Genomic DNA, 25,018 nt, shown 5'->3' with positions numbered 1-25,018 from the left:
CACTAGGGGGATGCACCGACCGACCCTCACCGTCCTGGCCGCCGTCGCGAGCGCGGCGCTCCTGTCCGGATGCGGGGTCCAGTCGCAGTTCCAGACGCCCACGACGAGCATCTACCCCACCACGGCGGACGCGCAGGCGGCCCTCGGGGAGTCGCTGCCGGCGTGGATCCCGGAGGACGGCACCCTCATCCGGGTGAAGTCGGAGGCGAAGGCCGGCACCATCGTGTCCGTCCAGACCGCGGAGCCCGCACCGGCGCCCGGCGGCTGCACCGACCTGCAGCCGACGACCATCCAGGACACCTGGTGGCCGCCGGAGGTCGACCCCGCGGCCGTCACGTGCGCCGACGGCTGGAACGTGTTCGGCGCCGACGGCCGCCTCCTCGGCTGGAGCAGCACGACCCTCGGCTAGGCCGCGGCCGCCGGCCGGCCGTCCGCCGGCCCCTCCCGAGGGCGACGACGCCGGGCGAGGGCCCGCAGCACGAGGATCACGGCCACGCCGACCGCGGCGCCCACGACCGTGTCGACCACCCGGTCGGCCACGAGCGGGATCACCGGCTGGGTCCGGCCGAGGCCGCCCATCACGAGCGCGAGCGGCGTGATGAAGACGAGCGCCAGCCCGTAGTGACGGCCGACGGCGAGCTCCGCGGCGAACTGGCACGCCACGGCGACCGCGATGACGGCGGCCACGGGCAGGTGCAGCGCGAGGATCCCCGCGGCGACCACCGACCCCGGCGAGCGTCCCGAGCACGCGGTGCGCCACGCGGGTGAACGAGAGCGGTCCGCGCACCACGGGCAGCACCGCGACGAGCGTCACGACCGCCCAGTAGTGGTGGCCGAGGCCGAGCGCGACGGCGATGCCGCCCGCGACCAGGGCGCCGACCACGTTGGCGGCGACGGCCGTCCACGCGGCCGGATCGCGGTGCACGGCGGCGTCCCGCACGGGGACCCGGGGCAGCGCGCGGAAGCGGTGGGCGTGGGCGTCCGGCGCCCACCGGCGCAGCAGCCAGCCGGACATGCAGACGCCCGCCGAGAACAGGATCGCGGCCACCGCGGTCACGAGGGCGTCGCGGGCCTGCGCGGCGTCGACCGGCACGGCCGCGCAGACGACGAGCCCGAACACGGGGAACAGCGGATGCGGCGGCACGAGGCTCATGGCGGTCGACACGAGCGACGCCCCGCCGAGCACGATCGCGAGCCCCACCGCCTCGAGCGCCAGCGGCGCCTCGGCGAGCGAGAGCAGCACGCCCGTGGCGATCGCGACGAGCATCATCCCGGCGGCCGCGCCGACGCTCGCGAGCCGCAGCCGGTAGCGCTCGTTCCGTCCGTACAGGCCCGTGAAGGCGCCGAAGGAGGCGTAGAGCGCGAGGTCGAGGCGGTCGATCGCCAGGAGCACCAGCAGCGGGACGAGCAGCCCGACGCTGGCGCGCGCGGCGGCCTCGAGGTCGAGCGCGCGCGTCGACGGCGGCCGGGCTGCGGGCGAAGCGGTCACGCGGGGTCCTCCGACTGCCCGGCGGTGCGGATCCGGACGACCCTCCACGCTACGCCCGCGCGGCGGGACCCCGGACGCGACGACGCGCCCCCGGTCTCCCGGGGGCGCGTCGGCCGGTCGTGCGGGTGCGGCTAGGAGCGCGCGGCCCGGAGCACCGTGAAGGAGCGGTCGCGCGTGAGGATGCTCGTCGCGTCCTCCGTCACGTTCTGCTCGGAGTCCGACGAGATCGCCAGGTGCCAGGAGACGCCGAGGCCCTCGGGCAGCTGGAACTCGACGGGGCCCTCGGCCGCGTTGAACGCGACGAAGAACGCGTCGCTGTCCTTGCCCTTCATGATCACGCCGATGCTGAACGCGTTCGGGTCCTCCCAGTCCTTCGGCTCGAGGGTCGCGCCGTCGGCCCGGATGAAGCGCACGGCCTCCTCCTGGCCCTCGACGTCGTCGCCGCGGAACCAGATGGGCCGGAGCGCGCGGTTGCCGCGGCGCAGGCGGATGAGCTTCCGCGTGAAGTCCTGCAGCTCGCGGTCCGCGTTCTCCCAGTCGAACCACGAGATCTCGTTGTCCTGGCAGTAGGCGTTGTTGTTGCCGCCCTGCGTGCGCGCGATCTCGTCGCCGCCGAGCACCATCGGGACGCCCGAGGAGAGCATGAGCGTGCCGAGCATGTTGCGGCGCTGGCGGTCGCGGATCGCGTTCACCTCGGCGTCGTCCGTGGGGCCCTCGACGCCGGCGTTGGAGGAGCGGTTGTCGCTCTCGCCGTCGTTGTTGTCCTCGCCGTTGGCCTCGTTGTGCTTCTCGTCGTAGGCGGTGAGGTCGGCGAGCGTGAACCCGTCGTGCGCCGTGATGAAGTTCACGCTGCAGAGCGGGGAGCGGCGGCCGGACTCGTAGACGTCCGGGCTGCCCGTGATCCGCTGGGCGAGCGCGCCGAGCACGTTCTGACCGCTGTGCCAGAAGTCGCGCACGTCGTCGCGGAACTTGCCGTTCCACTCGGACCAGTCGGCGGGGAAGCCGCCGACCTGGTAGCCGGCGGTGTCCCACGGCTCGGCGATCATCTTCACCGGCGCGAGCACCGGGTCCTGGTGGATCAGGGTGAGGAACGCGCTGTGCAGCTCGGCGTCGCCGTCCTGGCGCGTGAGCGTCGTGGCGAGGTCGAAGCGGAAGCCGTCGACGTGCATCTCCTCGACCCAGTAGCGGAGCGAGTCCATGATGAGCGCGAGCGCGGCCGGGTGGCCGACGTTCAGGCTGTTGCCGGTGCCGGTGGTGTCGAAGTACGACGCCTCGTCGCCCTCCACGAGCCGGTAGTAGGACGCGTTGTCGATGCCCTTGAGCGACAGCGACGGGCCCATGTGGTTGCCCTCGGCGGTGTGGTTGTACACCACGTCGAGGATGACCTCGAGGCCGGCCGCGTGCAGCGCCTTGACCATCTCCTTGAACTCGGCGACCTGCTGGCCGCCGTCGCCCGCGGAGCTGTAGTCGGAGTAGGGCGCGAGGAAGCCGATGGAGTTGTAGCCCCAGTAGTTGCGGAGGCCCTTCTCCTCGAGGTGCGAGTCCTGCATGAAGTGGTGCACGGGGAGGAGCTCGACGCTCGTCACGCCGAGGTCGGTCAGGTACTCGATGGCGCTGGGGTGGGCGAGGCCGGCGTACGTCCCGCGGATCTCCTCGGGCACCGACTCGAGCCTCTCGGTGAAGCCCTTCACGTGGACCTCGTAGACGACGGTCTCGTCGAGCGGCGTGCGCGGGGCCTCGTCGTCCTCCCAGTCGAAGCGGCGGTCCGCGACGACGGAGCGGGGCATGGAGGCGGCGGAGTCGGCGTCGTTCATCACGTTCGGGTCGTCGAAGGTGTGCGCGAACACGTCCTCGCCCCAGGTGGGGTGGCCCTCGATCGCGATGGCGTACGGGTCGAGGAGGAGCTTGGCCGGGTTGTGGCGGAGGCCGCGGGACGGGTCCCACTCGCCGTGGACGCGCAGGCCGTAGCGCGTGCCGATGCCGGCGCCCTCGACGAGGCCGTGGAAGACGTGGCCGGTGCGCTCGGAGAGTCGCGTGCGGGTCTCGGTGCCGGCGTCGTCGAACACGCAGACCTCGACGGCCTCCGCGGTCTCGGAGTAGACGGCGACGTTGAGGCCGCTGGGCAGTCCGCCGTCACGGGCGACCACGGTCGCGCCGAGCGGGTACGGACGGCTGATGTAGGAGCGGCTGATGGGAGGGAGTTCGATGGTCACCGCTTCAGTATGCTCGCGCTCCCGCGACTGCTTCGTGCACGAAGGGCGATCCCCAGGCAGCCGTGCCCGGACCGGCGCTCACCGGCCATCGCGCCGCCGTCACACCAGGACGGACCGGTCCACCACGTCGTCCGCGCGACGCGCGTCCGCGCTCCCGGCGTCGGGCGCGAGCCCGCGCCACGCGTCCTCGAGGATGTCCAGCGCCCGGTCCGTGGCCGCCGGCGGCGCCGTGATCGGGATCCGGAGGAAGCGCTCGAACGCGCCGTCGTGCCCGAAGCGGCTGCCGCCGGTGATCGCGAGCCCCCGGGACCGGGCGGCGAGCGCCAGCTCGGTGCTCACGGGCGCGCCGATGCCCACCCAGACCGCGAGCCCGCCGTCGACGTGCGGCACCTGCCAGCCCGGGAAGCGCCGGGCGAGCTCGACCTCCACGTGGTCCCGCGTCTCCCGGAGGCGCGCGCGGCGCTCGGCGAGGATCCCGTCCATGCCGCCGAGCACCTCCGCCACGACCAGCTGCTCGAGCACGGGCGTCCCGAGGTCCCGGGCGGAGCGGGCCCGCGCGAGCTCGCGGAGGAGCGGCCGGCCGGCGCGGATCCAGCCGACCCGGAGGCCGCCCCACACGGTCTTGCCGACCGACCCGACCAGCACGACCGCGCCGGGCGACCCGTGCACGGCGAGCGGCGGGTGCGCCCCGGCCCGGTCGATGTCGAGCTCCGCCGTCGTCTCGTCGGCCACGACGGTGACGCCGTGCGCCTCGGCGAGCGCGACGATCCGGGCGCGCTGGTCCTCGGGCATCGTCCGCCCGGTCGGGTTGTGGAAGTCCGGCATGAGGTACGCGAGCGCGGGGCGGGTGCGGCGGACGGTCTGCTCGAGCACGTCCTCGTCCCAGCCGTCCGCGCCGACGCCCACGCCCACGAGGCGCGCGCCGGCGTCCCGCAGCGCCTGGATCGCATGGGGGTAGCTCGGCTGCTCCACGAGCGCGCGGTCGCCGCGGTGCACGAGGACGGACGCCAGCAGCCCGATGGCGTGCTGCGCACCCACCGTCACCATGACGTCCTCGGCCTCGGTGGGTAGGCCGCGGACGCGGTAGCGGGCCGCGATCGCCTCGCGGAGCGCCGGCAGGCCCTCGACGTCGTAGCCGTGCCCGTCGAGGTGAGCCGGCAGCCGGGCGGCGGCGCGCATCGCGGCCTCGGCGAGCGCGGGCGCGGCGGGCACGGCGGCACGGCTCATGTCGGCCACCTCGGGCCCCTCCCCCTCCGCGTCCGGCTCGCGCCGCGGGATCCGGGTCACGCTGCCGGAGCCGCGCCGGCTCTCGAGGTGGCCGGTCTCGCGGAGGGCCGCGTACGTGCCCGCGACGGTGGTGCGGCTGAGGCCGAGCGCCGCGGCGAGCTCGCGCTCGGCGGGCAGGCGCGCGCCGACCGGCACGCGGCCGTCGAGCACGAGGCGCCGGATGCCGTCCGCGAGCGCCCGGTACGCCGGGCTGCCCGTCCGGGTCCACTCGCCGAGCAGGGCGAGGAGGGCGGTGGTGCCGAACACGGCGGAGGGAGCGGATCCGGACGGCGTCATGAGGCCACAGCCTGCCGATTGGCCCCTTGTCCCGCAAGCCCCGGCCGCGATTGGATATCCCCCATGCTCCGTCGCTCAGTCCAGTTCGCCCTCGGCATCTTCCTCTACGGCTTCGCCATCGGGATGATGCTCCAGGCGGGCATCGGCGTCTCCCCCTGGGACGTCCTCTCCCAGGGCGTCACCGTGCGCACCGGCCTCCCGTTCGGGCTGGTGACGAACATCATCGGCGCGCTCGTGCTGCTGCTCTGGATCCCCATCCGCCAGCGCCCCGGCTGGGGCACCGTGCTCAACGTGGTCTTCGTGGGCTACAGCGCCCAGGTCGCGCTCGTCGTCGTGCCGGTGGTCGACAGCCTCTGGATCCGCGTCCCTCTCTTCGCCGGCGGCCTCGTGCTGCTCGGGTTCGCGACGGGCCTCTACATCGGCGCGCACTTCGGGCCGGGCCCCCGCGACGGCCTCATGACGGGCATCCACCGCCGCACGGGCTGGCCGGTGTGGCGCGTGCGCGTGGGGATCGAGCTGGTCGTGCTCGCGATCGGGTGGGTCCTCGGCGGGAACGTCGGGCTCGGCACGCTCGCGTTCGCCCTCCTGATCGGCCCGATCGTCCAGCGGACCCTGCCCCTGTTCGACCTCCCCGTGCCCGTGCGCCCGCGGCGTCGGCGCGGCCGCGGCGGCCCGTCCGGGGACGCCGCCGGGACCCTGCCCACGGGACCGGTCGCGACGGCCGGATAGTCCGCGGGACGACGCGGATCCGGCGCCCGGGGACGCCGCTCCCGGAACCGTCGCGACCCGGGCATGTCGCGGGGTATCGTTGCCGCTCGTGACTCCGGACCCCCAGGCTCCCGAGAGCAGTCCCGCCAAGCGGCTGCTCATCGGCGAGAAGCTCGCCAGCGACAAGCTCGAGGGCCAGCTGCTCCCCAAGCACCTGGCGCTGCCCATCTTCGCGAGCGACCCGCTGAGCTCGGTGGCCTACGCCCCGCAGGAGCTGCTCCTCATCCTCACGCTCGGCGGCCTCGCGTTCCTGAGCTTCGCGCCCTGGGTGGCGGCCTGCGTCGTGATCCTGCTCGTGGTCGTGGTCCTCAGCTACCGCCAGCTCATCAAGGCGTACCCGTCGGGCGGCGGCGACTACGAGGTCGCCCACAAGAACCTCGGCGAGAAGGCCGGCCTCGTCGTCGCGTCCGCCCTCCTCGTGGACTACATCCTCACCGTGGCCGTGTCGGTCGCCTCCGGCGTCGACAACATCATCAGCGCCATCCCCGAGATCGCCCCGTTCCGCGTCGAGATCGCGGTCTTCTTCGTGGCCCTCCTCGCGGCGGTCAACCTCCGCGGCGTCCGCGAGTCGAGCAAGGCGTTCGCGGTGCCCACCTACCTCTTCATCGCGAGCGTCGGCGTCATGATCGCGGTGGGCCTCGCCCGCACGGCGCTCGGCGATGCGCCCGTCGCGGAGTCCGCCGCCTACACGGTCGACACCCCGAGCCTGTCGCAGGTCGCCTTCATCCTCCTGCTGCTCCGGGCGTTCTCGAGCGGGTGCTCGGCCCTCACGGGCGTCGAGGCCATCTCGAACGGCGTGCCCGCCTTCCGCACGCCGAAGGTCAGGAACGCCCAGTCGACCCTCGTGATCATGGGCGGCACCGCCATCGTCCTGTTCGTCGGCCTCACGTCGCTGGCCCTCATCGCCCGCGTCCACTACGGCGAGCACCCGTGCGACCTCATCGGCTGGGCCGAGTGCGCCACGGAGCCGCAGAAGAGCCTCATGGCCCAGGTCGCCGCGGCCACGTTCGGCGACGGCAGCATCATGTTCTACCTGCTGCAGGCCACCACCGCGGCCGTGCTGCTCCTCGCCGCCAACACGGCGTTCAACGGCTTCCCGCTGCTGGGCTCCGTGCTCGCGAAGGACGCCTACGCGCCCAAGTCGCTGCTGACGCGCGGCGACCGCCTCGTCTACAGCAACGGCATGCTGCTGCTGGCCCTCGGCGCGACGCTGATCCTCGTCGTGTACCAGGCGAACCTCACGCAGCTCATCCAGCTCTACATCATCGGCGTCTTCGTGTCGTTCACCCTCGGGCAGACGGGCATGGTGGTCCACTGGCTGCGGATGCTGCGGGCCGGGTGCGCCGACCGGGGCGAGGTCATCCGCAGCCTGTCCATCAACGCGTTCGGCGCGCTGCTCACGGCGCTCGTGCTCATCGTCGTGACCATCACCAAGTTCACGCACGGCGCCTGGCTCGTGTTCGCGATCATGCCCGTGCTGTTCCTCCTCATGCTCGGCGTCAACCGCTACTACCGGGACGTCGAGAAGGAGATCGAGGTCGACCCCGTCACGGTCTTCGGCTCCACGGGCGACCACGCGGTCGTGCTGGTGGGGCGCATGCAGAAGCCCGTCCTCAAGGCCCTCGACTACGCCATCGCCGCGAACCACGACAGCATCGAGGCCGTGCACGTCTCCATCGACGACGACGCCACGAGGCTCCTGGAGCGGCAGTGGGTCGAGATGGAGATCGACATGCCGCTGCGCGTCGTCGCCTCGCCGTACCGGGACATCAGCTTCCCGCTCATCAAGTACCTGAAGTCCCGCCGCGAGGAGCACGGCAGCGAGATCATCACGGTCTACACGCCCGTCTACATCGTCGGCCACTGGTGGGAGACGCTGCTGCACAACCACAAGGCCCGGCGGATCCGCCAGAAGCTGCTGCTCGTGCACGGCGTCACGCTGGCGCTGGTGCCGTGGCTCCTGGACTCCTCGGAGCTCATCTACGGGCGGCGCTCGCGTCCCGTGCCCGGCCAGGACCGCCGCGGCGAGCCGGTGCGACCGGCCGCCCGCCGTCCGGGCCCGCCCGTGACGCCGGTCAAGCACACGAGCGGTCGCAAGTCGCCGTAGCGCCGACGCGCATAGCGCATTCGCGCGCAAATTGTTAGGGGGCCCCGTTTTCGACGGGGCCCCTTCCTAGTCCTGCTCCCTGCGGAGTTGTGTAGGTCATCGCCGGGCCCTGCGGCTCCGGCGATCTCGAACACGATCACGATCACGATCAGCAGCGAGAGGGAACACATGTCGAACGACATCTCACCGGCGGTGCCCACGGGCGCCGGGACCGACGCCGACGACGCGTACGCCGTCGTCCCCGCGACCGTCACGTCGACGACCGGGACCGCCACGGCCGGCGGCAGCGGCAGCGGCAGCACGAAGGACACGGCGTGCAGCAGGAGAAGGCGGCGGGCAGCCTGCGGACGCTCAGCGACGAGCTCCGCGACATGGGCGACAGGTCGGAGAGCACCGGTCTCGCGATCGAGCTCGTCGCCCAGGTCTCCCGTCGCGCAGGTGGCGCGGCCGACTACCTCGAGGGCCGCGACCCGGGGACGCTCCTCTCGGACGTCACCGACTTCGCGCGCCGTCGGCCGGGCCTGTCCGCGGGGCTCGCCGTCGTCGCGGGCGTCGCCGTGGGCCGCCTGACGCGCTCGCTCGCCAGCGAGGCCCACGACGAGGCCGGGCCCGAGGCCACGGGCGCCCCGGGCACCACGGGTGCTCCGAGCACGACGGGCACCACGGGCACGACGGGCGCGCACGACGCCGACCGCCGCCGCACCCGGATACGTCGCGCCCGCGGCCCCCGCGGCCGCGACGACGGCGGACCTCCCGTCGACCCAGCTCGGCGCGGACGACCCGGTCGGCGTCGGTCCATACGACGACGCGGACGACGTGACGGGCGCGACGCCCCTGTACGACGAGACGCGGCCCGTCGACCCGCTGACCGGGGCCTTCGGCGCGGGCGAGCCCACGGATCGGCCACGAGCATGAGCGACGGGCACACCCCCTCCGAGGAGAAGGCCGCGACCACGAGCCTCGGCGACCTCCTCGGCGACGTGACGAAGGACGTCTCCACGCTCATGAGGCAGGAGATCGCCCTCGCCAAGGCGGAGATCGGCGACTCGGCGAAGAAGGCCGGGAAGGGCGCGGGCCTGCTCGGCGGCGCCGGCTACGCGGGCGTCATGGCCGTGCTCTTCCTCTCCCTCGCCCTCATGTACGCCCTGTCGTACTGGTTCGACGACCTGGCCTGGGCCGCGGTCGTCGTGGCCGTGATCTGGGCCGTGATCGGCCTGGTCCTGTACCTGCAGGGCCGCAAGCAGCTCGAGACCGTGCAGGGCGCGCCCCGCACGGCCGAGAGCGTCGAGGATCCCCGAAGCGATGAAGAGGAACGAGGCAGACCGATGAGCGACAACCCCGACCAGATCCGCGCCGACATCGAGCGCACCCGTGAGGAGCTGAGCGTCGACGTGGACGCGGTGGCCGACAAGGTCACCCCCGCGAAGGTGGCCCAGCGCCAGACCGAGAAGGTGCGCGGCGCGTTCGCGGACGTCAAGGACAGCGTCCTCGGCTCCACGAGCGATGCCCGTGCGAGCGTGGGCGACGCCGTCTCCGGCACCGCGGGCGGCGCGAAGGCCAGGGCGAGGGGCAACCCCCTCGGCCTCGGGCTCGTCGCGTTCGGCGCCGGCCTCGCCATCGCCTCGCTGATCCCGGCGAGCGACACGGAGAAGGAGCTCGCCTCGACCGTGAAGGACAAGGCGCAGCCCCTCGTGGAGAAGGCGACCGACGCGGCCAAGGACGTCGCCGGCGAGCTCAAGGAGCCCGCGCAGCAGGCCGCGGAGGCGGTGAACGGCACCGCGACCGACTCCGCCGAGACCGTCCGGTCCGAGGCGCAGTCCACCGCGCAGGACGTGAAGGGCAGCGCCCAGGACGCGAGGCGGACCGTCCAGGACGACGCCCGGAGCTGATCCGGAGCACCCGGAGAGGGAGAGCCGTGCCGGCCGGCGCGGCTCCCCCTCGTCGTCGCCCTCCGAGTCCTCGAAAAGGGGGACATCGGGATACACTCGTTAGCGCACGAACTCTTCCCCCGAGAGCTCGTGCAGGTCGACCGGTGAAGCGGCGTGCGTCGAAGGCGATGCACCCGGGCCGGTCGGATGACGTCCGGATCGACCCGAAGGATCCGGATCCGCGCGGGGGCTGCGCCGCGAGTTCCCGCGGACGGCGCCGGCCTCCGCGCGACCCTCGCCCCCAGAGCGGTCCACTCCCCCGCCGGGCCGGACGAGCGCGGCGAGACCCGGAGAGGGGCCAGCCGACCCCCGATGGTCGCGCCCGGGGTCTCAGCGGATTCGCGGCTCCGGCGACGCCCCGGGCCAGCGCCCCGGCCTCCCGGGCATCCGCGCTCCCGTCGACGACGAGGACGGCTCTCGCGGGCCCTCCGGGCGGCGAGGACACGCCCGGGACGACGAGGCCCACATGTTAGGGTAGCCCCTAGGTTTTCTCCAATCCCTGTCCGCTGCATCCAGCGTTGTCACCGCCCATCGGGGCCTGAGTCGTGAGGGGGTCTCGCATGGGGCGCGGCCGTCAAAAAGCTAAGCACACCAAGATCGCGCGAGAGCTGAAGTCGTTCAGTCCCAATGTGGACTACACCCAGCTGGAGCGCGAGCTGACCACCCACGGGGAGGTCGACGAGCAGTACGCGGCCGAGGCCGCCAAGTGGGACGAGTACGCCGACGAGCCGGACGCCTACGTCCCGGGCGACGAGCAGAAGCGCGCCTGACCCCGCCACCGGCACGCGCCGGTCGCGCATCGGACCCGTCTCCTCGCGAGGCGGGTCCGTTCAGCGTGCGCCCGGAGCGCCCACGCTCCGCGCAGGCGAGGCGAGGCGAGGCGCTCCAGGGCGTCCGCGGACGGCGCACGAGAGGCGCCCAGGGCGTCCCCGCGCCGGCCGCTCGAGGCGCTCGGGCACGAGCCGGGCAGGATCCGGGTCAGGCGCGGTAGCTGCCCGTGAGGCGCACGGCACCGCCGTCGACGCCCTCGGCGCCCTGCTCGAAGCCGGCGCCGACGGGGGCGTCGCCGATGGTCACGCGACCGGCCTCCCACGTCGGGATGCCCGCGGCGGTCAGCGCGCGCGCGATGCCGTCCGCGGCCGAGGCGTGCGACGACGGCGATCATGCCGATGCCGAGGTTCCAGGTGCCCTCGGCGCTCTCGAGCGTCGAGCCGGCGATGCCCGCGAGCGCCCGGAACACCGCGGGCGGCGACCAGGTGGAGCGCTCCAGCTCGCTGAACGAGCCGCGCGGGAGGACGCGCGCGAGGTTGGCGGCGATGCCGCCCCCGGTGACGTGGCTGATGGAGTGCACGCCCGGGCCGAGCTCCGGCTGGGCGAGCACGTCGAGGAGGGGCGTCGTGTAGAGGCGGGTGGGCTCGAGGAGCACCTCGCCCACGATCCCGCCGAGCTCGGCGGATGCGTCGCCGAAGCCGATGCCGGCGGTGGCGAGGATGTGGCGGACGAGCGAGAACCCGTTGCTGTGCAGGCCGCTCGACGCGAGCGCCAGCACGACGTCGCCGTCGCGCACCCGCTCCGCCCCGAGGACCGCGTCGGCCTCGACGGCGCCGACCGCGGCACCCGCGACGTCGTAGTCGTCCGGGCCGAGGAGCCCCGGGTGCTCGGCCGTCTCGCCGCCGACGAGCGCGGTGCCCGTGTCCGAGCAGGCGCGGGCGATCCCGGCGACGATGTCGGCGATGCGGGCGGGCACGACGCGGCCGCACGCGATGTAGTCGGTCATGAAGAGGGGGCGGGCGCCGACCACGACGATGTCGTCGACGACCATGCCCACGAGGTCCCGCCCGATGGTGTCGTGCTTGTCGATCGCCTGCGCGATGGCGACCTTCGTGCCCACGCCGTCGGTGGAGGTGGCGAGGAGCGGGTGCCGGAAGCGCGTGAGGGCGCTCGCGTCGAACAGCCCGGCGAAGCCGCCGAAGCCGCCGATGACCTCGGGGCCGTGCGTGCGGGAGACGGCCTCCTTCATCAGCTGGACCGCGAGATCGCCGGCCTCCGTGTCGACGCCGGCCTCTGCATACGAGCTCTTGGTGGTCACCGGGACAGAGTACCGGCCGACCGCCCCGCTCCCGTGTGGGAGACTGGCCGCTCCCCCACCTCTTCTACTCTTCAGGAGTCAGCCGAAGCATGTGCGGCATCGTCGGCGTCGTATCGTCCGAACCCGTCAACCAACTCGTCTACGACAGCCTCCTGCTCCTGCAGCACCGCGGTCAGGACTCCACCGGCATCGCCACGGCGGAGGGCAACACCTTCCACGTGAAGAAGCTCAGCGGCCAGGTCCGCGAGGCCTTCCGCACCCGCGACATGCGGGCGCTGCTCGGCACCATGGGCCTCGGGCACGTGCGCTACGCCACCCGCGGCAGCGCCGCCGACGAGGACGAGGCGCAGCCCTTCTACGTGAACGCGCCCTACGGCATCGTGCTCGTGCACAACGGCAACCTCACGAACACGCGGGAGCTGGCGCAGGAGCTGTTCCACGTCGATCGCCGCCACACCAACACCAGCTCCGACACCGAGCTGCTCGTCAACGTCCTCGCGCACGAGCTGCAGTCGCAGGTGTCGGGCCTCGCGCTCGATCCCGAGCAGGTGTTCACCGCCGTGGAGCGCGTGCACGAGCGCGTCCAGGGCTCCTACGCCTCCATCGCGATGATCGCGGGGCACGGCATGCTCGCGTTCCGCGACCCGTTCGGGATCCGCCCGCTCACCCTGGGCCGCCGCGAGCTCGCGGGCGGGCGCATGGAGTGGGTCGTGGCGAGCGAGTCGCTCGTCATGGAGTCGCTCGGCTACGAGATCGTGCGCGACGTCGCGCCCGGCGAGGCGGTCTTCATCACCATGGACGGCGAGATGCACGCGCGGCAGTGCCACCCCACGCCGCGCCTCATCCCCTGCGCCTTCGAGTTCGTGTACCTGGCGCGCCCCGACTCCGTCATGTCCGGCATCAGCGTCTACGACGCGCGCCTGCGCATGGGCAACCGGCTCGCGGCGACCATCGCCGAGCACAGCCCCGCGGGCGACATCGACGTGGTCATGCCCATCCCGGACTCCTCCCGCCCGTCGGCCATGCAGGTCGCGCAGACGCTCGGCATCGAGTACCGCGAGGGCTTCTACAAGAACCGCTACGTCGGCCGGACGTTCATCATGCCGGGGCAGGCGCAGCGCAAGAAGTCGGTGCGGCAGAAGCTCAACGCCATGAGCTCGGAGTTCACGGGCAAGAACATCCTCATCGTCGACGACTCCATCGTGCGCGGCACGACGAGCCGCGAGATCGTGACGATGGCCCGGCAGGCCGGGGCGAACAAGGTCACGTTCACCTCCGCGGCTCCCCCCGTCCGCTACCCGCACGTCTACGGCATCAACATGCCCTCGCGCGAGGAGCTCGTCGCCCACGGGCGGAAGATCCCCGAGATCGCGCAGGAGCTCGGCGCCGACCACCTCATCTACCAGGAGGTCGCGGACATGCGCGACGCCATCGTCGAGGGCTCGACCGGCGTCGAGGACCTCGAGATGAGCTGCTTCACGGGCGAGTACATCACCGGCAACGTCACGCCGGAGTACCTCTCGTGGCTGGAGCGCACGCAGCTCAGCTGATCGGGGCCGGCGGGTTCAGGCCCCGGGTTCGCCGCGCTCGCGCTCGGCGGTGAGCACCCGGGAGCGGCGCGACGCCGCGCGGTCGAGGGCCAGCGCGATGAGCGCGGCGATGCCGCCGAAGAGGACGACAGCGAACAGCGCCAGGAACGCCAGCACCTGGGCCTCGGAGAACTCCGGGTTCGGCGGGAACGTCAGCGTGAGCACCATCGCGACGATGAGGCCGAGCACGGCACCGACACCCATGAAGCGGAAGTAGCGGGGGGACCGCCGCACGAGGACCTCGGTGCGGCGCTCGTCGTCGGGCTGGGGTCGGGCGTCGGTCATGGGCCCATTCTCCCCCGGGCCGCGGACCGGCGGCGAACCGGGAGCCCGGCGCACAGGCGGGCGTCAGGTCGTCCGAGGCGTCGCGATCCGGCGGGCTCAGCGATCGTCGGGGTCGGCTCCGCGGGCTCAGCGGTCCGAGGGGTCGGCGGTCCGCGGGCTCAGCGGTCGGCGGGCAGCTGCCACGGGACGGGGAGGAGGCCGCGCAGATCCGCGCGGAGGCCCGACGCGCGCACGGCGCCGGCCTCGACGCCCGCCTCCCAGCTCGTGCCGCCGGTGGCGAGCGCGATCCAGGTGGCCGGGTCGGTCTCGATCACGTTCGGGGGCGTGCCGCGCGTGTGGCCGGGGCCCTCGATGCACTGCACGGCGCCGAAGGGCGGCACCCGCACCTCGACCGTGCCGCCCGGGGCGAGGTCGGCCAGCGCCTGCAGCAGGAAGCGGACCGCCGTGGCCCGCGTCTCGCGGTCGGCGTCGGGGCCCTCGGCGAGCGCCCGCCGCACGGCGGGCTGTCCGACGGAGGGGTGGATGCGCGCCTTGGCCATGCTCCCCAGGATGCCAGAGGGCTGCGGGCGCGGAGGCCCGGCTGTCCGTGCGGCACCCCTCCAAGTGGGGCCGGATGACGTGTCCGCATTTAGGGGGACATCCATTACCGTGTATGGAAGTGCCGGGAGGTGACACGACCCGCCCGGCACGGCAGGACGTCCCCCCTCCCGCGCCTCCCCGGGCGCCGGGAGGGACCGGACGACGAGCCTCCCGGCGGACCCGAAGAACGCCGGACGAGGCAGGGAGCCGACCCGACCCGTTCCCGCGGCGGGTCGGCCTCCCGTCCGCCGACGGCGCTCCGCCGGGACGCGGTCCACGGCCTGCCGCGGACGCCCTCGCATGCCGGGGTCGGCGGGCCCTCCGTCGATAGGGTGGGGGCGTGAAGATCCTGGTACTCGGTTCCGGTGCGCGCGAGCACGCCATCGTCACGGCCCTGCTCCGCGAGGACGCCGGGCACGACATCGTCGCGGCCCCCGGCAACGCCGGCATCGCCCACGTCGTGCCCGTCGTGCAGATGGACATCGAGGACCCCGTCGTCGTCGCCGAGCACGCCCTCGGGGAGGGCTTCGAGCTGGTGGTCATCGGACCCGAGGCGCCGCTCGTCGCCGGGGTCGCCGACGCGCTGCGCACCCGCGGCGTCCCCGTGTTCGGGCCGGGCCGGGCCGCCGCCGCGCTCGAGGGCTCCAAGACCTTCGCCAAGCGCATCATGGAGGAGGCGGGCGTGCCCACGGGCCGCGCCGCCCAGGCGGGCACGATCGACGAGGTCGAGGCCGCGCTCGACGAGTACGGCGCGCCGTACGTCATCAAGGCCGACGGCCTCGCCGCCGGGAAGGGCGTGCTCGTCACCGCCGACCGCACCCTCGCCCTGCAGCACGCCCGCCACTACCTCGACCAGGGCACCGTGCTCGTCGAGGAGTTCCTCGCCGGGCAGGAGGTGTCGCTGTTCCTCCTCGCCGATGGCCGACGACGTCCTCCCCCTCTCGCCCGCGCAGGACTACAAGCGCCTCGGCGACGGCGACGCGGGTCCGAACACCGGCGGCATGGGCGCCTACTCGCCGCTGCCGTGGCTGCCCGCGGGGTTCGTCGACGAGGTCATCGACACCATCGCGCTCCCCACCGTGCGCCGCCTCGCCGCGGAGCAGACGCCGTTCATCGGCCTGCTCTACTGCGGCCTCATCCTCACCTCGGACGGGATCCGGGTCATCGAGTTCAACGCGCGCTTCGGGGATCCGGAGACGCAGGTCGTGCTGCCCCGCCTCGTCACGCCGCTCTCGCAGCTGCTGCTCGCCGCGGCCTCCGGCGAGCTCGGCGGCGTGCCGCGTCCCGAGTTCTCCGACGAGGTCGCCGTGACGGTGGTCCTCGCGAGCGAGGGCTACCCGGAGTCGCCGCGGACGGGGCGCGTCATCACCGGCCTCGAGGACGCCGAGCGCGTCGAGGGCGTGAGCGTGGCCCACGCCGCCACCGCCGCCTCGGACGCGGGGCTCGTCGCCACGGGCGGTCGGGTGCTGAGCGTCGTCGCGACCGGCGCCGGCTTCGAGGAGGCCAGATCGCGGGTGTACGAGGCCGTGGGGCGCATCTCGCTCGACGGGTCGCAGCACCGCACCGACATCGCCGCGCAGGTGATCCGATGAGCGCCTCGACCCCCGCGGCCGGCGTGCCCGCCGGCGGCGTCCCCGCCGGTCACGCCTCCGACTGGGAGCTGCCGGGCTGGGAGCACGCCTACTCGGGCAAGGTGCGCGAGCTGTTCAGCCCGCGGATCGACGACACGGAGGACCGGGCGCTCGAGGGCGAGCCGCACGTGCTCGTCGTCGCGACCGATCGCGTGAGCGCCTACGACTTCGCGCTCGAGCCGGGCATCCCCGGCAAGGGCGAGCTCCTCACGCAGCTCAGCCTCTGGTGGTTCGACCGGCTCGACGTGCCGAACCACCTCGTCGACGCCGCGACGCTCGACCGCATCGGCGTCCCGGAGCCCGTGCGGGGCCGGGCGATGCTCTGCCGGGTGCTCGAGATGCTGCCCATCGAGTGCGTGGTGCGCGGCTACCTCGCCGGATCCGGCTGGGAGGAGTACCGCGAGCACGGCACGGTGTGCGGCATCCCGCTCCCGGCCGGTCTGCAGCAGGGCGACCGGCTGCCCGAGCCGATCTACACGCCCGCCTGGAAGGCGCCGCAGGGCCAGCACGACGAGAACATCACGTTCGCGCGCACCGAGGAGCTCGTCGGCCAGGAGGAGGCCGCCCGGCTGCGCGACCTCTCGCTCGACGTCTACCGGCGCGCGTCGGCCGTCGCCGAGGAGCGCGGCGTGATCCTCGCCGACACGAAGCTCGAGTTCGGCATCGACCCGCGCACGGGCATCACGACGCTGGCCGACGAGGTGCTCACGAGCGACTCGTCCCGCTACTGGGACGCCGAGGCGTACGCGACCGGCAACCGCACGGACAGCTTCGACAAGCAGATCGTGCGCGACTGGCTCAGCGCGAACTGGGACAAGACCGGCACGCCGCCGGTGCTGCCGCAGGAGATCGTCGAGCGGACGGCGGAGCGGTACCGCGAGCTGATCGCACGCCTGACCGGCGGGTAGCCGCGAGCGCTCCCCTAGAGGTCCTCGTAGCTGCGGACGACGCGGTCGATCGCGACCTCGGCCACGTCCCGGGCCTCCTCGCCGGGCAGCCCGTCGAGGGCGCCCTCCAGGTCCTCGCCGCCCATGCGCATCACGGCCAGGCGCTCGAACTCCTCGACCGCCTCGGGGGCGTGCGGCGCGGCCTCCGGAGACTCGGGAGCGGGCGGGTCGGACTCCCGCGCCTCGGGGGCGGTCGGGTCGGACGGGCTCGTCGTCGTCGGCTCCGGGTCGTGCGCGTCGCCGTGCTCATCGGTGCGGTCCTGCATGGTGGTCCCCTCCTGGATGCGTGCCCGGTGCGGATCGCGCCCGGGCACCGCCGCCCAGGTCCCGCGCACCGCCCGGGCCGGGGGATCCGCGCGGGGCGGGAGTCGACGAGACGCGATCCGCGCATCGCGGTGGGCGACGGCGGTCCGACGCTTGTAGGTTCGAGGAGCAGGCCGGATCCCGTCCGGTCGATCCCCTTGACGAAGTGGCTCCCCCTCCTGTGACTCCCGGCCCCCAGCCCGTCCCCTCCCCTGCCGCCACCACCGCCGCGGCCGTGGCGCGCGTCCGCCTCGCGGCCGGCGCGGTGCCGTCCGCGCAGGACGCGCCCGGTGCGGGCGTCGCGCGCGTCCTGGAGGCTCTCGCCGCATCCCCGGCGCAGCCGACCTGGCCCACCGAGCGGGCGCTCGCGCTCGCGGTCGCCCTCGGCGACGACGACGGCGCGCGCCCCGGAGGCGGACGCACCCGCGACGTCTGGGAGGCCCTCGCGACCCTCGCGGCGGCCGACCTCGGCCTCGCCCGCACCGTCGAGCCGCACCTCGACGCGCTCGCGATCCTCGACCAGGAGCGCGCCGCGACCGGCGGAGCGGACGCCGCCCGGGTCGCCGCCGGACGCGACCCCGCGGCGACGTGGGGTGTGTTCGCGGCGGAGGGCGGCGGGGAGCCGCTCCGTGCGGAGGCCGACGACGGCGCCGGATCGGACCGGGTGCTGCTCGACGGGCACGAAGCCGTGGTGCTCGCTCGCCGGGTCGCTGTCGCACGCGCTCATCACGGCCGCCGTCGACGACGGCTCGCGTGGGCTCTACGCGGTCGACCTCCGCCGGCCCGGCGTGGAGGTCGTGCCGGACGCGTGGGCGGCCCGTGGACTCACGGAGGTGCCGAGCGGACCGCTGCGCCTGGCGGGCGTGCCCGCCCGGCGCGTGGGAGCTCCCGGCTGGTACCTCGAGCGTCCGGGATTCCACTGGGGCGGGATCGGGGTCGCCGCGTGCTGGTACGGCGGAGCGGTCGGAGTCGCGCGCACCCTTCTCGCCGCCGCCTCCCGCGAGGGCGCCGACCGGCTGCTGCTCATGCACCTCGGCGCCGTGGACGCGACGCTCGACGGCGCGCGCGCATCCCTCGCCGAGGCCGCCGCGCTGGTCGACGGCGGGCTCGCGGAGGGCGAGGCGGGACGGCTGCTCGCCAAGCGCGTGCGCGCCGTCGTGGCACGCGCCGTCGAGGAGACGCTGACGCACGTCGCGCACGCGCTCGGCCCGGCGCCGCTCGCGCAGGATCCGGCGCACGCCAAGCGGGTCGCCGACCTCGAGCTCTACGTGCGGCAGCACCATGCGGAGCGCGACGACGCGTCGCTGGGCGGGGCCCTCGCGGAGGCGGCGCGCCGCGGCGCGGCGGACGCGGATGCGGATGCGGATGCGGATGCGGATGCGGATGCGGCCGTCGACCCGCCGGCGAGCGCCGTCGCGAGCGAGCCCGAGGCTGCGCACGCGAGCGCCGCGGGCGACGCGGAAGGGGCGTCGCGCGTCGCGTTCGACGCGCGGGGCCCGGGGACGGACGCCGACGCCTGGGCCGCGGATCCCCGCTGGGACGCCGTCGCGCCCGTCGACCTCGACGGCATGGCCGGCCTCCTGGTCGTGTCCGCGCACGCCGACGACGAGTCGATCGGCGCGGCCGGTCTGCTCGCCGCCGCGCACGCCCGCGGCGTGCCCGTGCGCCTCGCGATCGTGACCGACGGGGCCGCCTCGCACCCGGGATCGCCCACCCGGTCGCCCGAGGAGATCGCGGCCGTCCGGCGGATCGAGGCCCGCACCGCCCTCGACGCCGTGGCGCCCGGCAGCGCGCTGTCCCTGCTCGAGCACCCCGACGGCCGGGTCCGCGAGCGGCGCGACGCGGTGCGCGCCGACCTCGCCGCGCTGCTCGACGACGCGGCACCCGGCACCTGGGTCGCCGCACCCTGGCGGGGCGACGGCCATCGCGACCACCGCGTCGTCGGCGAGGTCGTGGCGGAGCTGGTGGCGGGCCTGCCGGTCGAGCGCGGGATCCGGCTGGTGGAGTACCCGGTGTGGATGTGGCACTGGGCGACGCCCGACGACCCGCGCGTGCCATGGGCCGACCTCCGGGCGCTGCCGCTGGACGCGGCGACGCGGACCGCCAAGCGCGCGGCCGTCGCGGCGCACGCGAGCCAGGTGCACCCGCTCTCCCCCGCACCCGAGGACCGCGCGGTGCTGCAGGCGGGGTACCTGCGGAACGCCGACCGGGACCGGGAGGTCCTCATCGCCGCCGACGGGTCCACGACGAGACCCGCCGCCGCGCCCACGGCCGCCGAGCGCTTCGACGCCGTGTACGCGCGCTCCGAGGACCCGTGGCGCGTCACCACCCGCTGGTACGAGCGCCGCAAGCGCCTCGCGACGCTCGCCGCCCTCCCCGACGAGCGGTACGGGCGGGCGCTCGAGATCGGGTGCTCCATCGGGGTGACGACGGCGGGCCTCGCCGAGCGCGTGGATGCGCTGCTGGCGGTCGACGTCGCGCCGACGGCCGTCGAGCGGGCCCGGGCGCGCCTCGCCGACGCGCCGCACGTGCAGGTGGAGGTGCGCGACGTCGGCGCCGACTGGCCGGAGGGCGCCTTCGACCTCGTCGTGATGAGCGAGGTCGGGTACTACCTCGACGACGCGGCCCTCGACCGCGTGCTCGCCGCCCTGCCCGGGGCGCTCGGCGCATCCGGCACCCTCGTCGCCTGCCACTGGCGGCACCCCGAGGGCGACTTCCGCCGCTCCGGCGACGAGGTGCACGCGCGGCTCGCTGCGGTCCCGGGGTTGACGCGCATCCTCCGCCACGAGGAGGACGACTTCCTGCTCGAGGTGCTGGCCGCCGACCCGCGCTCGGTCGCGGCCCGGACGGGCCTCCGATGACCGGCCTCGCGAGCGGGCTCCCGGACGCCCCGCCGGCGACGGCGCGCGCCGTCCAGGCGGTCGCGGTGGTCATCCCCGCGCGGGACGAGGAGGAGCTCGTGGGGCGCTGCCTCGCGTCGGTGGAGGTCGCCGCGGCGCGGGCCCGGGCGCGCGGGATCCGCGTGGACGTGATCCTCGTCGCCGACGACTGCCGCGACGCCACGGCGTCGGTCGCGCGCGCCGCCGGGGTGGAGGTCATCGAGGGCCGGGACGGCCGGGTGGGCGCCGCCCGCGCCCGCGGCGTCTCCGCGGCGCTCGCCGCGTGGGAGGGCCCGCGCGACCGGGTGTGGATCGCGTGCACCGACGCCGACTCCGTGGTGCCGCCCGCCTGGATCACCAGCCAGCTCGACCTCGCCGACGCGGGCACGGACGTCGTCGTCGGCACCGTCCGTCCGGAGCTCGACGCCCTGAGCCCCGCGCAGGTCGCCGCATGGCGCGCGACGCGGGTCCCCGGGGAGGCCAACGGGCACGTGCACGGCGCGAACCTCGGGGTGCGCGCCGACGCCTACGTGCGGGCGGGCGGGTTCCCGGCGCTGGCGGAGCACGAGGACGTGGACCTGGTCGCCCGGCTCCGCCTCCTCGGCGTCACGGTCACCGCCTCCGCCGCCGGCGAGGTGCTGACCTCCGGGCGCCGCGACGGCCGGACGCCGGGCGGGTACGCCGGCTACCTCCACGTGTCGCTGCTCGAGCGGGCGGAGGCGGCCGCGGCGGCGGCAGCGGCAGCGGCGAGGGAGGGCTGCGACAGCCCCTGCGTGGCCGCGGGCTGACCGGACGACCGCCCCTCAGCTCCGGGTCGCGCCGTCGCGTCCCATCCCGCGCGTCCCCGCCGCGGTGCCGTCCGTGATCGCCCGCACGACCTCCGCCGCCGTGCGGAGCTGGTCGGCGGTGAACCCGTCGAGCGCCCGGTCGATGTCGGCCTGCGCGCCCTGGAGCATCGCCATCACGCGCGTCCGGGTCGCGGCGCTCGACCGCAGCGTGACCACCCGCCGGTCGGCGCTCTCGCGGCTCCGCTCGAGGTGGCCGCCGCCCTCGAGCCGGTTGATGAGCGCGGTCGTGGCCCCCGACGTCAGGTGCAGCCGTTCCGACAGGCGGGCCGGCGACAGCGCCCGGTCGGCGGTCTCGGCCCAGATCACCTCGGCGAGCGCCGTCGTGTCGGTCGTCGGCAGCCCGAGCCCCGCGGCGAGCTGCCGCACCGACTCGTCGAACGCGGTCGTGTAGTCCCGGAGGCGCTCCAGCACCTCGGAGCGGTCGCCCGGGACCGCGATGGTGTGGGACATGTCGTGATCCTCCGAGTCGACCCGATTGCTTCACTGTGAAGCATCTACGCCATAGAGTCTACTCGGACGCGGGATCGCGCATCCGCTCGACGACACGAGGAGACCACCGCATGGACGACACCACCCACCTCCGCCCGAGGGTCCTCGTCACGGGAGCCAGCATCGCCGGACCGGCGCTCGCCTGGGGCCTGCACCGCGAGGGGTTCGACGTGACCCTGCTCGAGCGCTCGGCCGCGCCGCGCCGGGCGGGCCAGAACATCGACGTGCGCGGCCTCGGCCGCGACGTCCTCCGGCGCATGGGCATCGAGGACGTCGTCATGGCGAACCTGACCGGCGAGGACGGGACGCGCTTCGTCGACGAGGAGGGGCGCGTCCTCGCCACGTTCCCGCGCGCCGAGGGCGAGGACGGGCCGACGGCCGAGGTGGAGATCCTGCGCGGCCGGTTCGCGGGGATCCTCGTCGACCTCGTCCGGGACGACGTCGCGCTCCGCTACGGCGACTTCGTCACGGGTGCGCGGCAGGACGCCACCGGGGTCGACGTGGAGCTCGCGAGCGGATCCCGGGAGCGCTACGACCTCCTGCTCGTCGCCGAGGGCCGCAGCTCCCGCACGCGCCGGCTGGCCTTCGCCGAGGAGACCACGCTCCGCGACCACGGCGTGAGCATCGCCTACGGGACGATCGACCGGATCCCCGGCGACACCGGCTACTGGGACTTCCTCACGGGACGCCGCGCGCGGAACGCCACCATCCGACCGGACGACGAGGGCACGATCCGCGCCAGCCTGTCGTTCGAGTCGGAGCCGTCCGGCTTCGAGCAGCTGCCGTTCGAGGCGCAGATGACCGTGCTCCGCGCGCGCTTCCGCGGCACGGGCTGGCAGGTCGAGCGGATCCTCGACGGATTCCAGGCCCGACCGGACGAGTTCTACACGCAGCGCATGGAGCAGGTGATCGTCTCGACGTGGTCGAAGGGACGCATCGCGCTCCTCGGCGACGCGGCCTGGGGATCGGGCCCCACGGGCATGGGCACGACCCTCTCCCTCGTCGCCGCCCACGTGCTCGCGGGCGAGCTGGGACGCGCGCTCGCCGATCCCGCGGACACCTTCGCGGCCGCGTTCGCGCGCTACGAGGCGCAGCTGCGGCGGTACGCCGACAGCGCGCAGGGGCTCCCGCCGGGCGGGGCGCGCCTCAGCCACCCGTCGTCGGCGCTCGGGCAGAGGGCGATGCGCGGCGCCGTGCGGGTCGCCGCGTCGCGGCCGGCGCGCGGCCTGGCCGACCGCTTCCTCCTCACGAGCGCGCGCCACGCGCCGACGCTCGCCGCCTATCCGCGGCTGCGCGGCTGAGGGGCACAGCCCGGATGACGCGTCAGCGCGACCCGTCCGCCTCCGCCGGTGCCGACCGCAGCGCCGCCCACCGCCGGTGCGCGAGCACGTGGAGCACCAGGGAGACCGCGCCCACCACCGCGAGCGCAGCCGCGAGGAGCCACAGACCGGTGTCCCCGCCGATCGCCGCCACCACGGCGCTGACGACCGCCAGGGCCGCCAGCCCGATCCCCACGGCGAGCAGCCCGTTCGTCGGCCCCTCCTCCGGCGTCCGGACGGGACGCGCGGGAGCCCGCTCCCACGTCACGATGAAGAAGGTCGCGATCGGCCCGAGGAGCAGCGACACGAGGAACCAGATCCACCTCGACCGGCCCTTCTGCTCCGCGAGGCCGGCGTTCACGAGCGCGAGGGCGAGCCAGCCCCAGGAGCCGATCCACTGCTGGTCCATGGCCTCGACGCTAGGGCACGGACGTCGGCCCGCCTATTTCCCCACCCCGCTCCGCTACCCTCCATCCATGCACAGAACCGCACGGGAGCCCGCTCCCGACAGCCACAGTCCCGGCGCCCGGACGACCCCGGGCACGCCCCGCACCCTCCGCGCCACCGCTCCCCTCCGCGGGATCCCCGCCACCGCGACGACCGGCACCGCCTCGACCGGCACCCGCTCGTGAACGGCGACCTCCTCCTCAACATCGTCCTGGTCGTCGTGTTCGTCCTCGTCGGCGGCGTCTTCGCCGCGACCGAGATGGCGCTCGTCACCCTCCGCGAGGGCCAGCTCAACGCCCTCGCCGCCCGCGGCCGCCGCGGCGAGAAGGTCGCCGCGCTCGCCCGGAACCCCAACACCTTCCTCGCCGCCGTGCAGATCGGCGTCACCGTGGCGGGCTTCGCGTCCGCCGCGTACGGCGCCGCGTCCATCGCGCCGTCCGTCGCCCCGCTGTTCGTCGCGTGGGGCCTCGACCCGCAGCTCGCCTCGACCATCGCGACGCTGGCGCTGACCCTCGTGATCGCGTACCTGTCGCTGGTACTCGGCGAGCTGGCGCCCAAGCGCCTCGCCATCCAGCGGAACGCCGCCTTCGCGTACGGCGTCGCGCCGGTCCTCAACGGCTTCGCGATCCTCATGCGGCCGGTGATCTGGCTGCTGTCCGTGTCGACGAACCTGGTGGTCCGCATCCTCGGCGGCGACCCGGACAAGACCGGCGAGGAGATGAGCGAGGAGGAGCTCCGCGACATCGTCTCCAGCCACGAGGGCCTGCCGGACGACGAGCGCCGGATCCTCGACGACGTGCTCTCCCTCCGCCACCGCCAGCTCAGCGAGGTCATGAAGCCGCGGCCCGAGATCGCCGCGCTCGACGGCACCGGCACCGTCCGCGAGGCGGGCCTCGACGTGCAGGACCGGCCGTACTCGCGCTATCCGGTGATGGACAAGAGCATCGACGACGTCATCGGCTTCGTCCACGTGCGCGACCTGTACCAGGCGATCGCAGCCGACCCCGAGCGGCCCGTGTCCGAGATCCTCCGCCCGATCCCCTACCTCCCGGCGACCGCGCGCGTGCTCCCGACGCTCACGATGATGCGCGCCGAGGGCCACCAGATCGCCGTGATCGTGGACGAGTACGGCGGCACCGACGGCATCGTCACGCTCGAGGACCTCGTGGAGGAGGTCGTGGGCGAGATCTTCGACGAGTACGACACCGACTCCGCGGCACGCGACCTCGCGGCCGACGGCGGCACCATCGACGGCCGCCTCAACTTCCAGGACTTCGAGGAGGCGACGGGCGTGAGGCTCCCGGACTCCGCGTCGGACACGGTCGCGGGCTTCGTCATCGAGAACCTGGGTCGGCTCGCGCAGGTCGGCGACACGGTGGAGGTCGACGGCGTGACGCTGCAGGTGACGGCGCTCGACCGCCGCCGGATCTCCGAGATCCTCGTCATCCCGCGCGAGGAGCCGGCGGACGCGGACGCGGGGGCCGTCGGCGCCGCCTAGCCGCGTGGGAGCGGACGCCCGTCCGCCCGCTCTCATGCGGCTGGACG

21 protein-coding genes and 3 pseudogenes are annotated in these 25,018 nt (G+C 74.4%); 15 read left to right on the top strand and 9 right to left on the bottom strand.

Annotated features, from left to right (window positions below):
* The first annotated feature begins 10 nt into the window (after positions 1–10).
* The gene (locus ACZ411_RS14395; RefSeq protein WP_094115199.1) at positions 11–409 is read left to right on the top strand and encodes a hypothetical protein; all 399 of its coding nucleotides are present in this window, start codon (positions 11–13) and stop codon (positions 407–409) included.
* Here ACZ411_RS14395 and ACZ411_RS14390 read toward each other — a convergent pair.
* The gene (locus tag ACZ411_RS14390; protein ID WP_464171318.1) at positions 406–723 is read right to left on the bottom strand and encodes an FUSC family protein; all 318 of its coding nucleotides are present in this window, start codon (positions 721–723) and stop codon (positions 406–408) included. The genes ACZ411_RS14395 and ACZ411_RS14390 overlap by 4 nt on opposite strands.
* 290 nt (positions 724–1,013) lie before the next feature.
* Between ACZ411_RS14390 and ACZ411_RS14385 the strand changes: the two genes are divergently transcribed.
* Complete coding sequence (locus ACZ411_RS14385; protein WP_464171317.1) at positions 1,014–1,310, top strand: hypothetical protein; 297 nt, start codon at positions 1,014–1,016, stop codon at positions 1,308–1,310.
* Positions 1,311–1,620: 310 nt separating this feature from the next.
* Here ACZ411_RS14385 and glgX read toward each other — a convergent pair whose 3' ends face one another.
* Entirely contained in the window at positions 1,621–3,702 is a 2,082-nt protein-coding gene (gene glgX / locus ACZ411_RS14380; protein WP_464171316.1) for a glycogen debranching protein GlgX, read from the bottom strand.
* A gap of 99 nt (positions 3,703–3,801) precedes the next feature.
* The gene (yczR, locus tag ACZ411_RS14375; protein WP_464171315.1) at positions 3,802–5,265 is read right to left on the bottom strand and encodes a MocR-like transcription factor YczR; all 1,464 of its coding nucleotides are present in this window, start codon (positions 5,263–5,265) and stop codon (positions 3,802–3,804) included.
* A 63-nt stretch (positions 5,266–5,328) separates the two neighbouring features.
* Here yczR and yczE point away from each other — a divergent pair, with 63 nt between their 5' ends.
* From yczE to ACZ411_RS14350, 5 genes and pseudogenes are all read left to right on the top strand, one after another.
* On the top strand, positions 5,329–5,994 hold the full coding sequence (yczE, locus tag ACZ411_RS14370; RefSeq protein ID WP_104290337.1) for a membrane protein YczE: 666 nt from the start codon (positions 5,329–5,331) through the stop codon (positions 5,992–5,994).
* Positions 5,995–6,082: 88 nt separating this feature from the next.
* On the top strand, positions 6,083–8,140 hold the full coding sequence (locus ACZ411_RS14365) for an APC family permease (protein WP_094115194.1): 2,058 nt from the start codon (positions 6,083–6,085) through the stop codon (positions 8,138–8,140).
* A gap of 911 nt (positions 8,141–9,051) precedes the next feature.
* Positions 9,052–9,469: pseudogene (locus ACZ411_RS14360) on the top strand (phage holin family protein).
* Positions 9,466–10,029 carry a DUF3618 domain-containing protein gene (locus ACZ411_RS14355; RefSeq protein ID WP_464171314.1) on the top strand — a complete coding sequence of 188 codons (564 nt, stop codon included), beginning with the start codon at positions 9,466–9,468 and terminating at the stop codon, positions 10,027–10,029. Before ACZ411_RS14360 ends, ACZ411_RS14355 begins: the two are co-directional and overlap by 4 nt.
* Positions 10,030–10,628: 599 nt before the next feature.
* Positions 10,629–10,838, top strand: a complete 210-nt coding sequence (locus ACZ411_RS14350; RefSeq protein WP_094115190.1) for a DUF3073 domain-containing protein — start codon at positions 10,629–10,631, stop codon at positions 10,836–10,838.
* A 208-nt stretch (positions 10,839–11,046) separates the two neighbouring features.
* On the opposite strand, the pseudogene purM reads toward ACZ411_RS14350, so the two are convergent.
* Positions 11,047–12,157: pseudogene (purM, locus tag ACZ411_RS14345) on the bottom strand (phosphoribosylformylglycinamidine cyclo-ligase).
* A gap of 89 nt (positions 12,158–12,246) precedes the next feature.
* On the opposite strand from purM, the gene purF reads away from it, so the two are divergent.
* Complete coding sequence (gene purF / locus ACZ411_RS14340; RefSeq protein WP_464171313.1) at positions 12,247–13,707, top strand: amidophosphoribosyltransferase; 1,461 nt, start codon at positions 12,247–12,249, stop codon at positions 13,705–13,707.
* A gap of 15 nt (positions 13,708–13,722) precedes the next feature.
* Here the strand turns inward: purF and ACZ411_RS14335 are convergent, their stop codons facing one another.
* Entirely contained in the window at positions 13,723–14,031 is a 309-nt protein-coding gene (locus ACZ411_RS14335) for a hypothetical protein (protein ID WP_094115187.1), read from the bottom strand.
* Between the two features lie 158 nt (positions 14,032–14,189).
* Positions 14,190–14,570, bottom strand: a complete 381-nt coding sequence (locus ACZ411_RS14330; protein WP_464171312.1) for a sterol carrier family protein — start codon at positions 14,568–14,570, stop codon at positions 14,190–14,192.
* A 380-nt stretch (positions 14,571–14,950) separates the two neighbouring features.
* Between ACZ411_RS14330 and purD the strand changes: the two are divergent.
* Positions 14,951–16,202 (top strand): annotated as a pseudogene (purD, locus tag ACZ411_RS14325) (phosphoribosylamine--glycine ligase).
* The gene (locus tag ACZ411_RS14320) at positions 16,199–17,149 is read left to right on the top strand and encodes a phosphoribosylaminoimidazolesuccinocarboxamide synthase (RefSeq protein WP_464171311.1); all 951 of its coding nucleotides are present in this window, start codon (positions 16,199–16,201) and stop codon (positions 17,147–17,149) included. The pseudogene purD and the gene ACZ411_RS14320 overlap by 4 nt, the downstream one beginning before the upstream one ends.
* Positions 17,150–17,163: 14 nt before the next feature.
* On the opposite strand, the gene ACZ411_RS14315 is transcribed toward ACZ411_RS14320, so the two are convergent.
* Positions 17,164–17,454 carry a hypothetical protein gene (locus tag ACZ411_RS14315; protein WP_464171310.1) on the bottom strand — a complete coding sequence of 97 codons (291 nt, stop codon included), beginning with the start codon at positions 17,452–17,454 and terminating at the stop codon, positions 17,164–17,166.
* Positions 17,455–18,120: 666 nt separating this feature from the next.
* Between ACZ411_RS14315 and ACZ411_RS14310 the strand changes: the two genes are divergently transcribed.
* Both ACZ411_RS14310 and ACZ411_RS14305 read left to right on the top strand, forming a co-directional pair.
* Positions 18,121–20,352: a PIG-L family deacetylase gene (locus ACZ411_RS14310; RefSeq protein ID WP_464171309.1), complete on the top strand. Its 2,232-nt coding sequence runs from the start codon at positions 18,121–18,123 to the stop codon at positions 20,350–20,352.
* A complete protein-coding gene (locus ACZ411_RS14305; RefSeq protein WP_464171308.1) occupies positions 20,349–21,158 on the top strand; it encodes a glycosyltransferase family 2 protein in 810 nt (269 codons plus the stop codon). Before ACZ411_RS14310 ends, ACZ411_RS14305 begins: the two co-directional genes overlap by 4 nt.
* Before the next feature lie 15 nt (positions 21,159–21,173).
* Here the strand turns inward: ACZ411_RS14305 and ACZ411_RS14300 are convergent, their stop codons facing one another.
* A complete protein-coding gene (locus tag ACZ411_RS14300) occupies positions 21,174–21,668 on the bottom strand; it encodes a MarR family winged helix-turn-helix transcriptional regulator (RefSeq protein WP_464171307.1) in 495 nt (164 codons plus the stop codon).
* Between the two features lie 110 nt (positions 21,669–21,778).
* Between ACZ411_RS14300 and ACZ411_RS14295 the strand changes: the two genes are divergently transcribed.
* Positions 21,779–23,008 (top strand): FAD-dependent monooxygenase, encoded by a 1,230-nt coding sequence (locus ACZ411_RS14295; RefSeq protein WP_464171306.1) that lies wholly within the window; start codon positions 21,779–21,781, stop codon positions 23,006–23,008.
* A gap of 22 nt (positions 23,009–23,030) precedes the next feature.
* Here the strand turns inward: ACZ411_RS14295 and ACZ411_RS14290 are convergent, their stop codons facing one another.
* On the bottom strand, positions 23,031–23,435 hold the full coding sequence (locus ACZ411_RS14290; RefSeq protein WP_464171305.1) for a hypothetical protein: 405 nt from the start codon (positions 23,433–23,435) through the stop codon (positions 23,031–23,033).
* A gap of 67 nt (positions 23,436–23,502) precedes the next feature.
* Here ACZ411_RS14290 and ACZ411_RS14285 point away from each other — a divergent pair, with 67 nt between their 5' ends.
* A complete protein-coding gene (locus ACZ411_RS14285; RefSeq protein ID WP_181034795.1) occupies positions 23,503–23,658 on the top strand; it encodes a hypothetical protein in 156 nt (51 codons plus the stop codon).
* Positions 23,655–24,971: a hemolysin family protein gene (locus ACZ411_RS14280; RefSeq protein ID WP_464171304.1), complete on the top strand. Its 1,317-nt coding sequence runs from the start codon at positions 23,655–23,657 to the stop codon at positions 24,969–24,971. The genes ACZ411_RS14285 and ACZ411_RS14280 overlap by 4 nt, the downstream gene beginning before the upstream one ends.
* The last annotated feature ends 47 nt before the right edge of the window (positions 24,972–25,018 follow it).

The sequence above is a fragment of the Clavibacter sp. AC415 genome (assembly GCF_979252985.1).
Note: the sequence above shows the minus strand (reverse complement) of the source record. Positions and strands in the feature narration are given on the sequence as shown.

Excerpts from the sequence above, each read along its gene's own strand:
- ACZ411_RS14315 (WP_464171310.1), bottom strand. The coding sequence starts at position 17,454 with ATGCAGGACCGCACCGATGAGCACGGCGACGCGCACGACCCGGAGCCG.
- ACZ411_RS14385 (WP_464171317.1), top strand. The coding sequence starts at position 1,014 with ATGCAGACGCCCGCCGAGAACAGGATCGCGGCCACCGCGGTCACGAGG.
- yczE (WP_104290337.1), top strand. The coding sequence starts at position 5,329 with ATGCTCCGTCGCTCAGTCCAGTTCGCCCTCGGCATCTTCCTCTACGGC.
- ACZ411_RS14285 (WP_181034795.1), top strand. The coding sequence starts at position 23,503 with ATGCACAGAACCGCACGGGAGCCCGCTCCCGACAGCCACAGTCCCGGC.
- ACZ411_RS14395 (WP_094115199.1), top strand. The coding sequence starts at position 11 with ATGCACCGACCGACCCTCACCGTCCTGGCCGCCGTCGCGAGCGCGGCG.
- ACZ411_RS14335 (WP_094115187.1), bottom strand. The coding sequence starts at position 14,031 with ATGACCGACGCCCGACCCCAGCCCGACGACGAGCGCCGCACCGAGGTC.
- purF (WP_464171313.1), top strand. The coding sequence starts at position 12,247 with ATGTGCGGCATCGTCGGCGTCGTATCGTCCGAACCCGTCAACCAACTC.
- ACZ411_RS14330 (WP_464171312.1), bottom strand. The coding sequence starts at position 14,570 with ATGGCCAAGGCGCGCATCCACCCCTCCGTCGGACAGCCCGCCGTGCGG.
- ACZ411_RS14305 (WP_464171308.1), top strand. The coding sequence starts at position 20,349 with ATGACCGGCCTCGCGAGCGGGCTCCCGGACGCCCCGCCGGCGACGGCG.
- ACZ411_RS14290 (WP_464171305.1), bottom strand. The coding sequence starts at position 23,435 with ATGGACCAGCAGTGGATCGGCTCCTGGGGCTGGCTCGCCCTCGCGCTC.
- ACZ411_RS14295 (WP_464171306.1), top strand. The coding sequence starts at position 21,779 with ATGGACGACACCACCCACCTCCGCCCGAGGGTCCTCGTCACGGGAGCC.
- yczR (WP_464171315.1), bottom strand. The coding sequence starts at position 5,265 with ATGACGCCGTCCGGATCCGCTCCCTCCGCCGTGTTCGGCACCACCGCC.
- ACZ411_RS14300 (WP_464171307.1), bottom strand. The coding sequence starts at position 21,668 with ATGTCCCACACCATCGCGGTCCCGGGCGACCGCTCCGAGGTGCTGGAG.
- ACZ411_RS14355 (WP_464171314.1), top strand. The coding sequence starts at position 9,466 with ATGAGCGACAACCCCGACCAGATCCGCGCCGACATCGAGCGCACCCGT.
- ACZ411_RS14320 (WP_464171311.1), top strand. The coding sequence starts at position 16,199 with ATGAGCGCCTCGACCCCCGCGGCCGGCGTGCCCGCCGGCGGCGTCCCC.
- ACZ411_RS14350 (WP_094115190.1), top strand. The coding sequence starts at position 10,629 with ATGGGGCGCGGCCGTCAAAAAGCTAAGCACACCAAGATCGCGCGAGAG.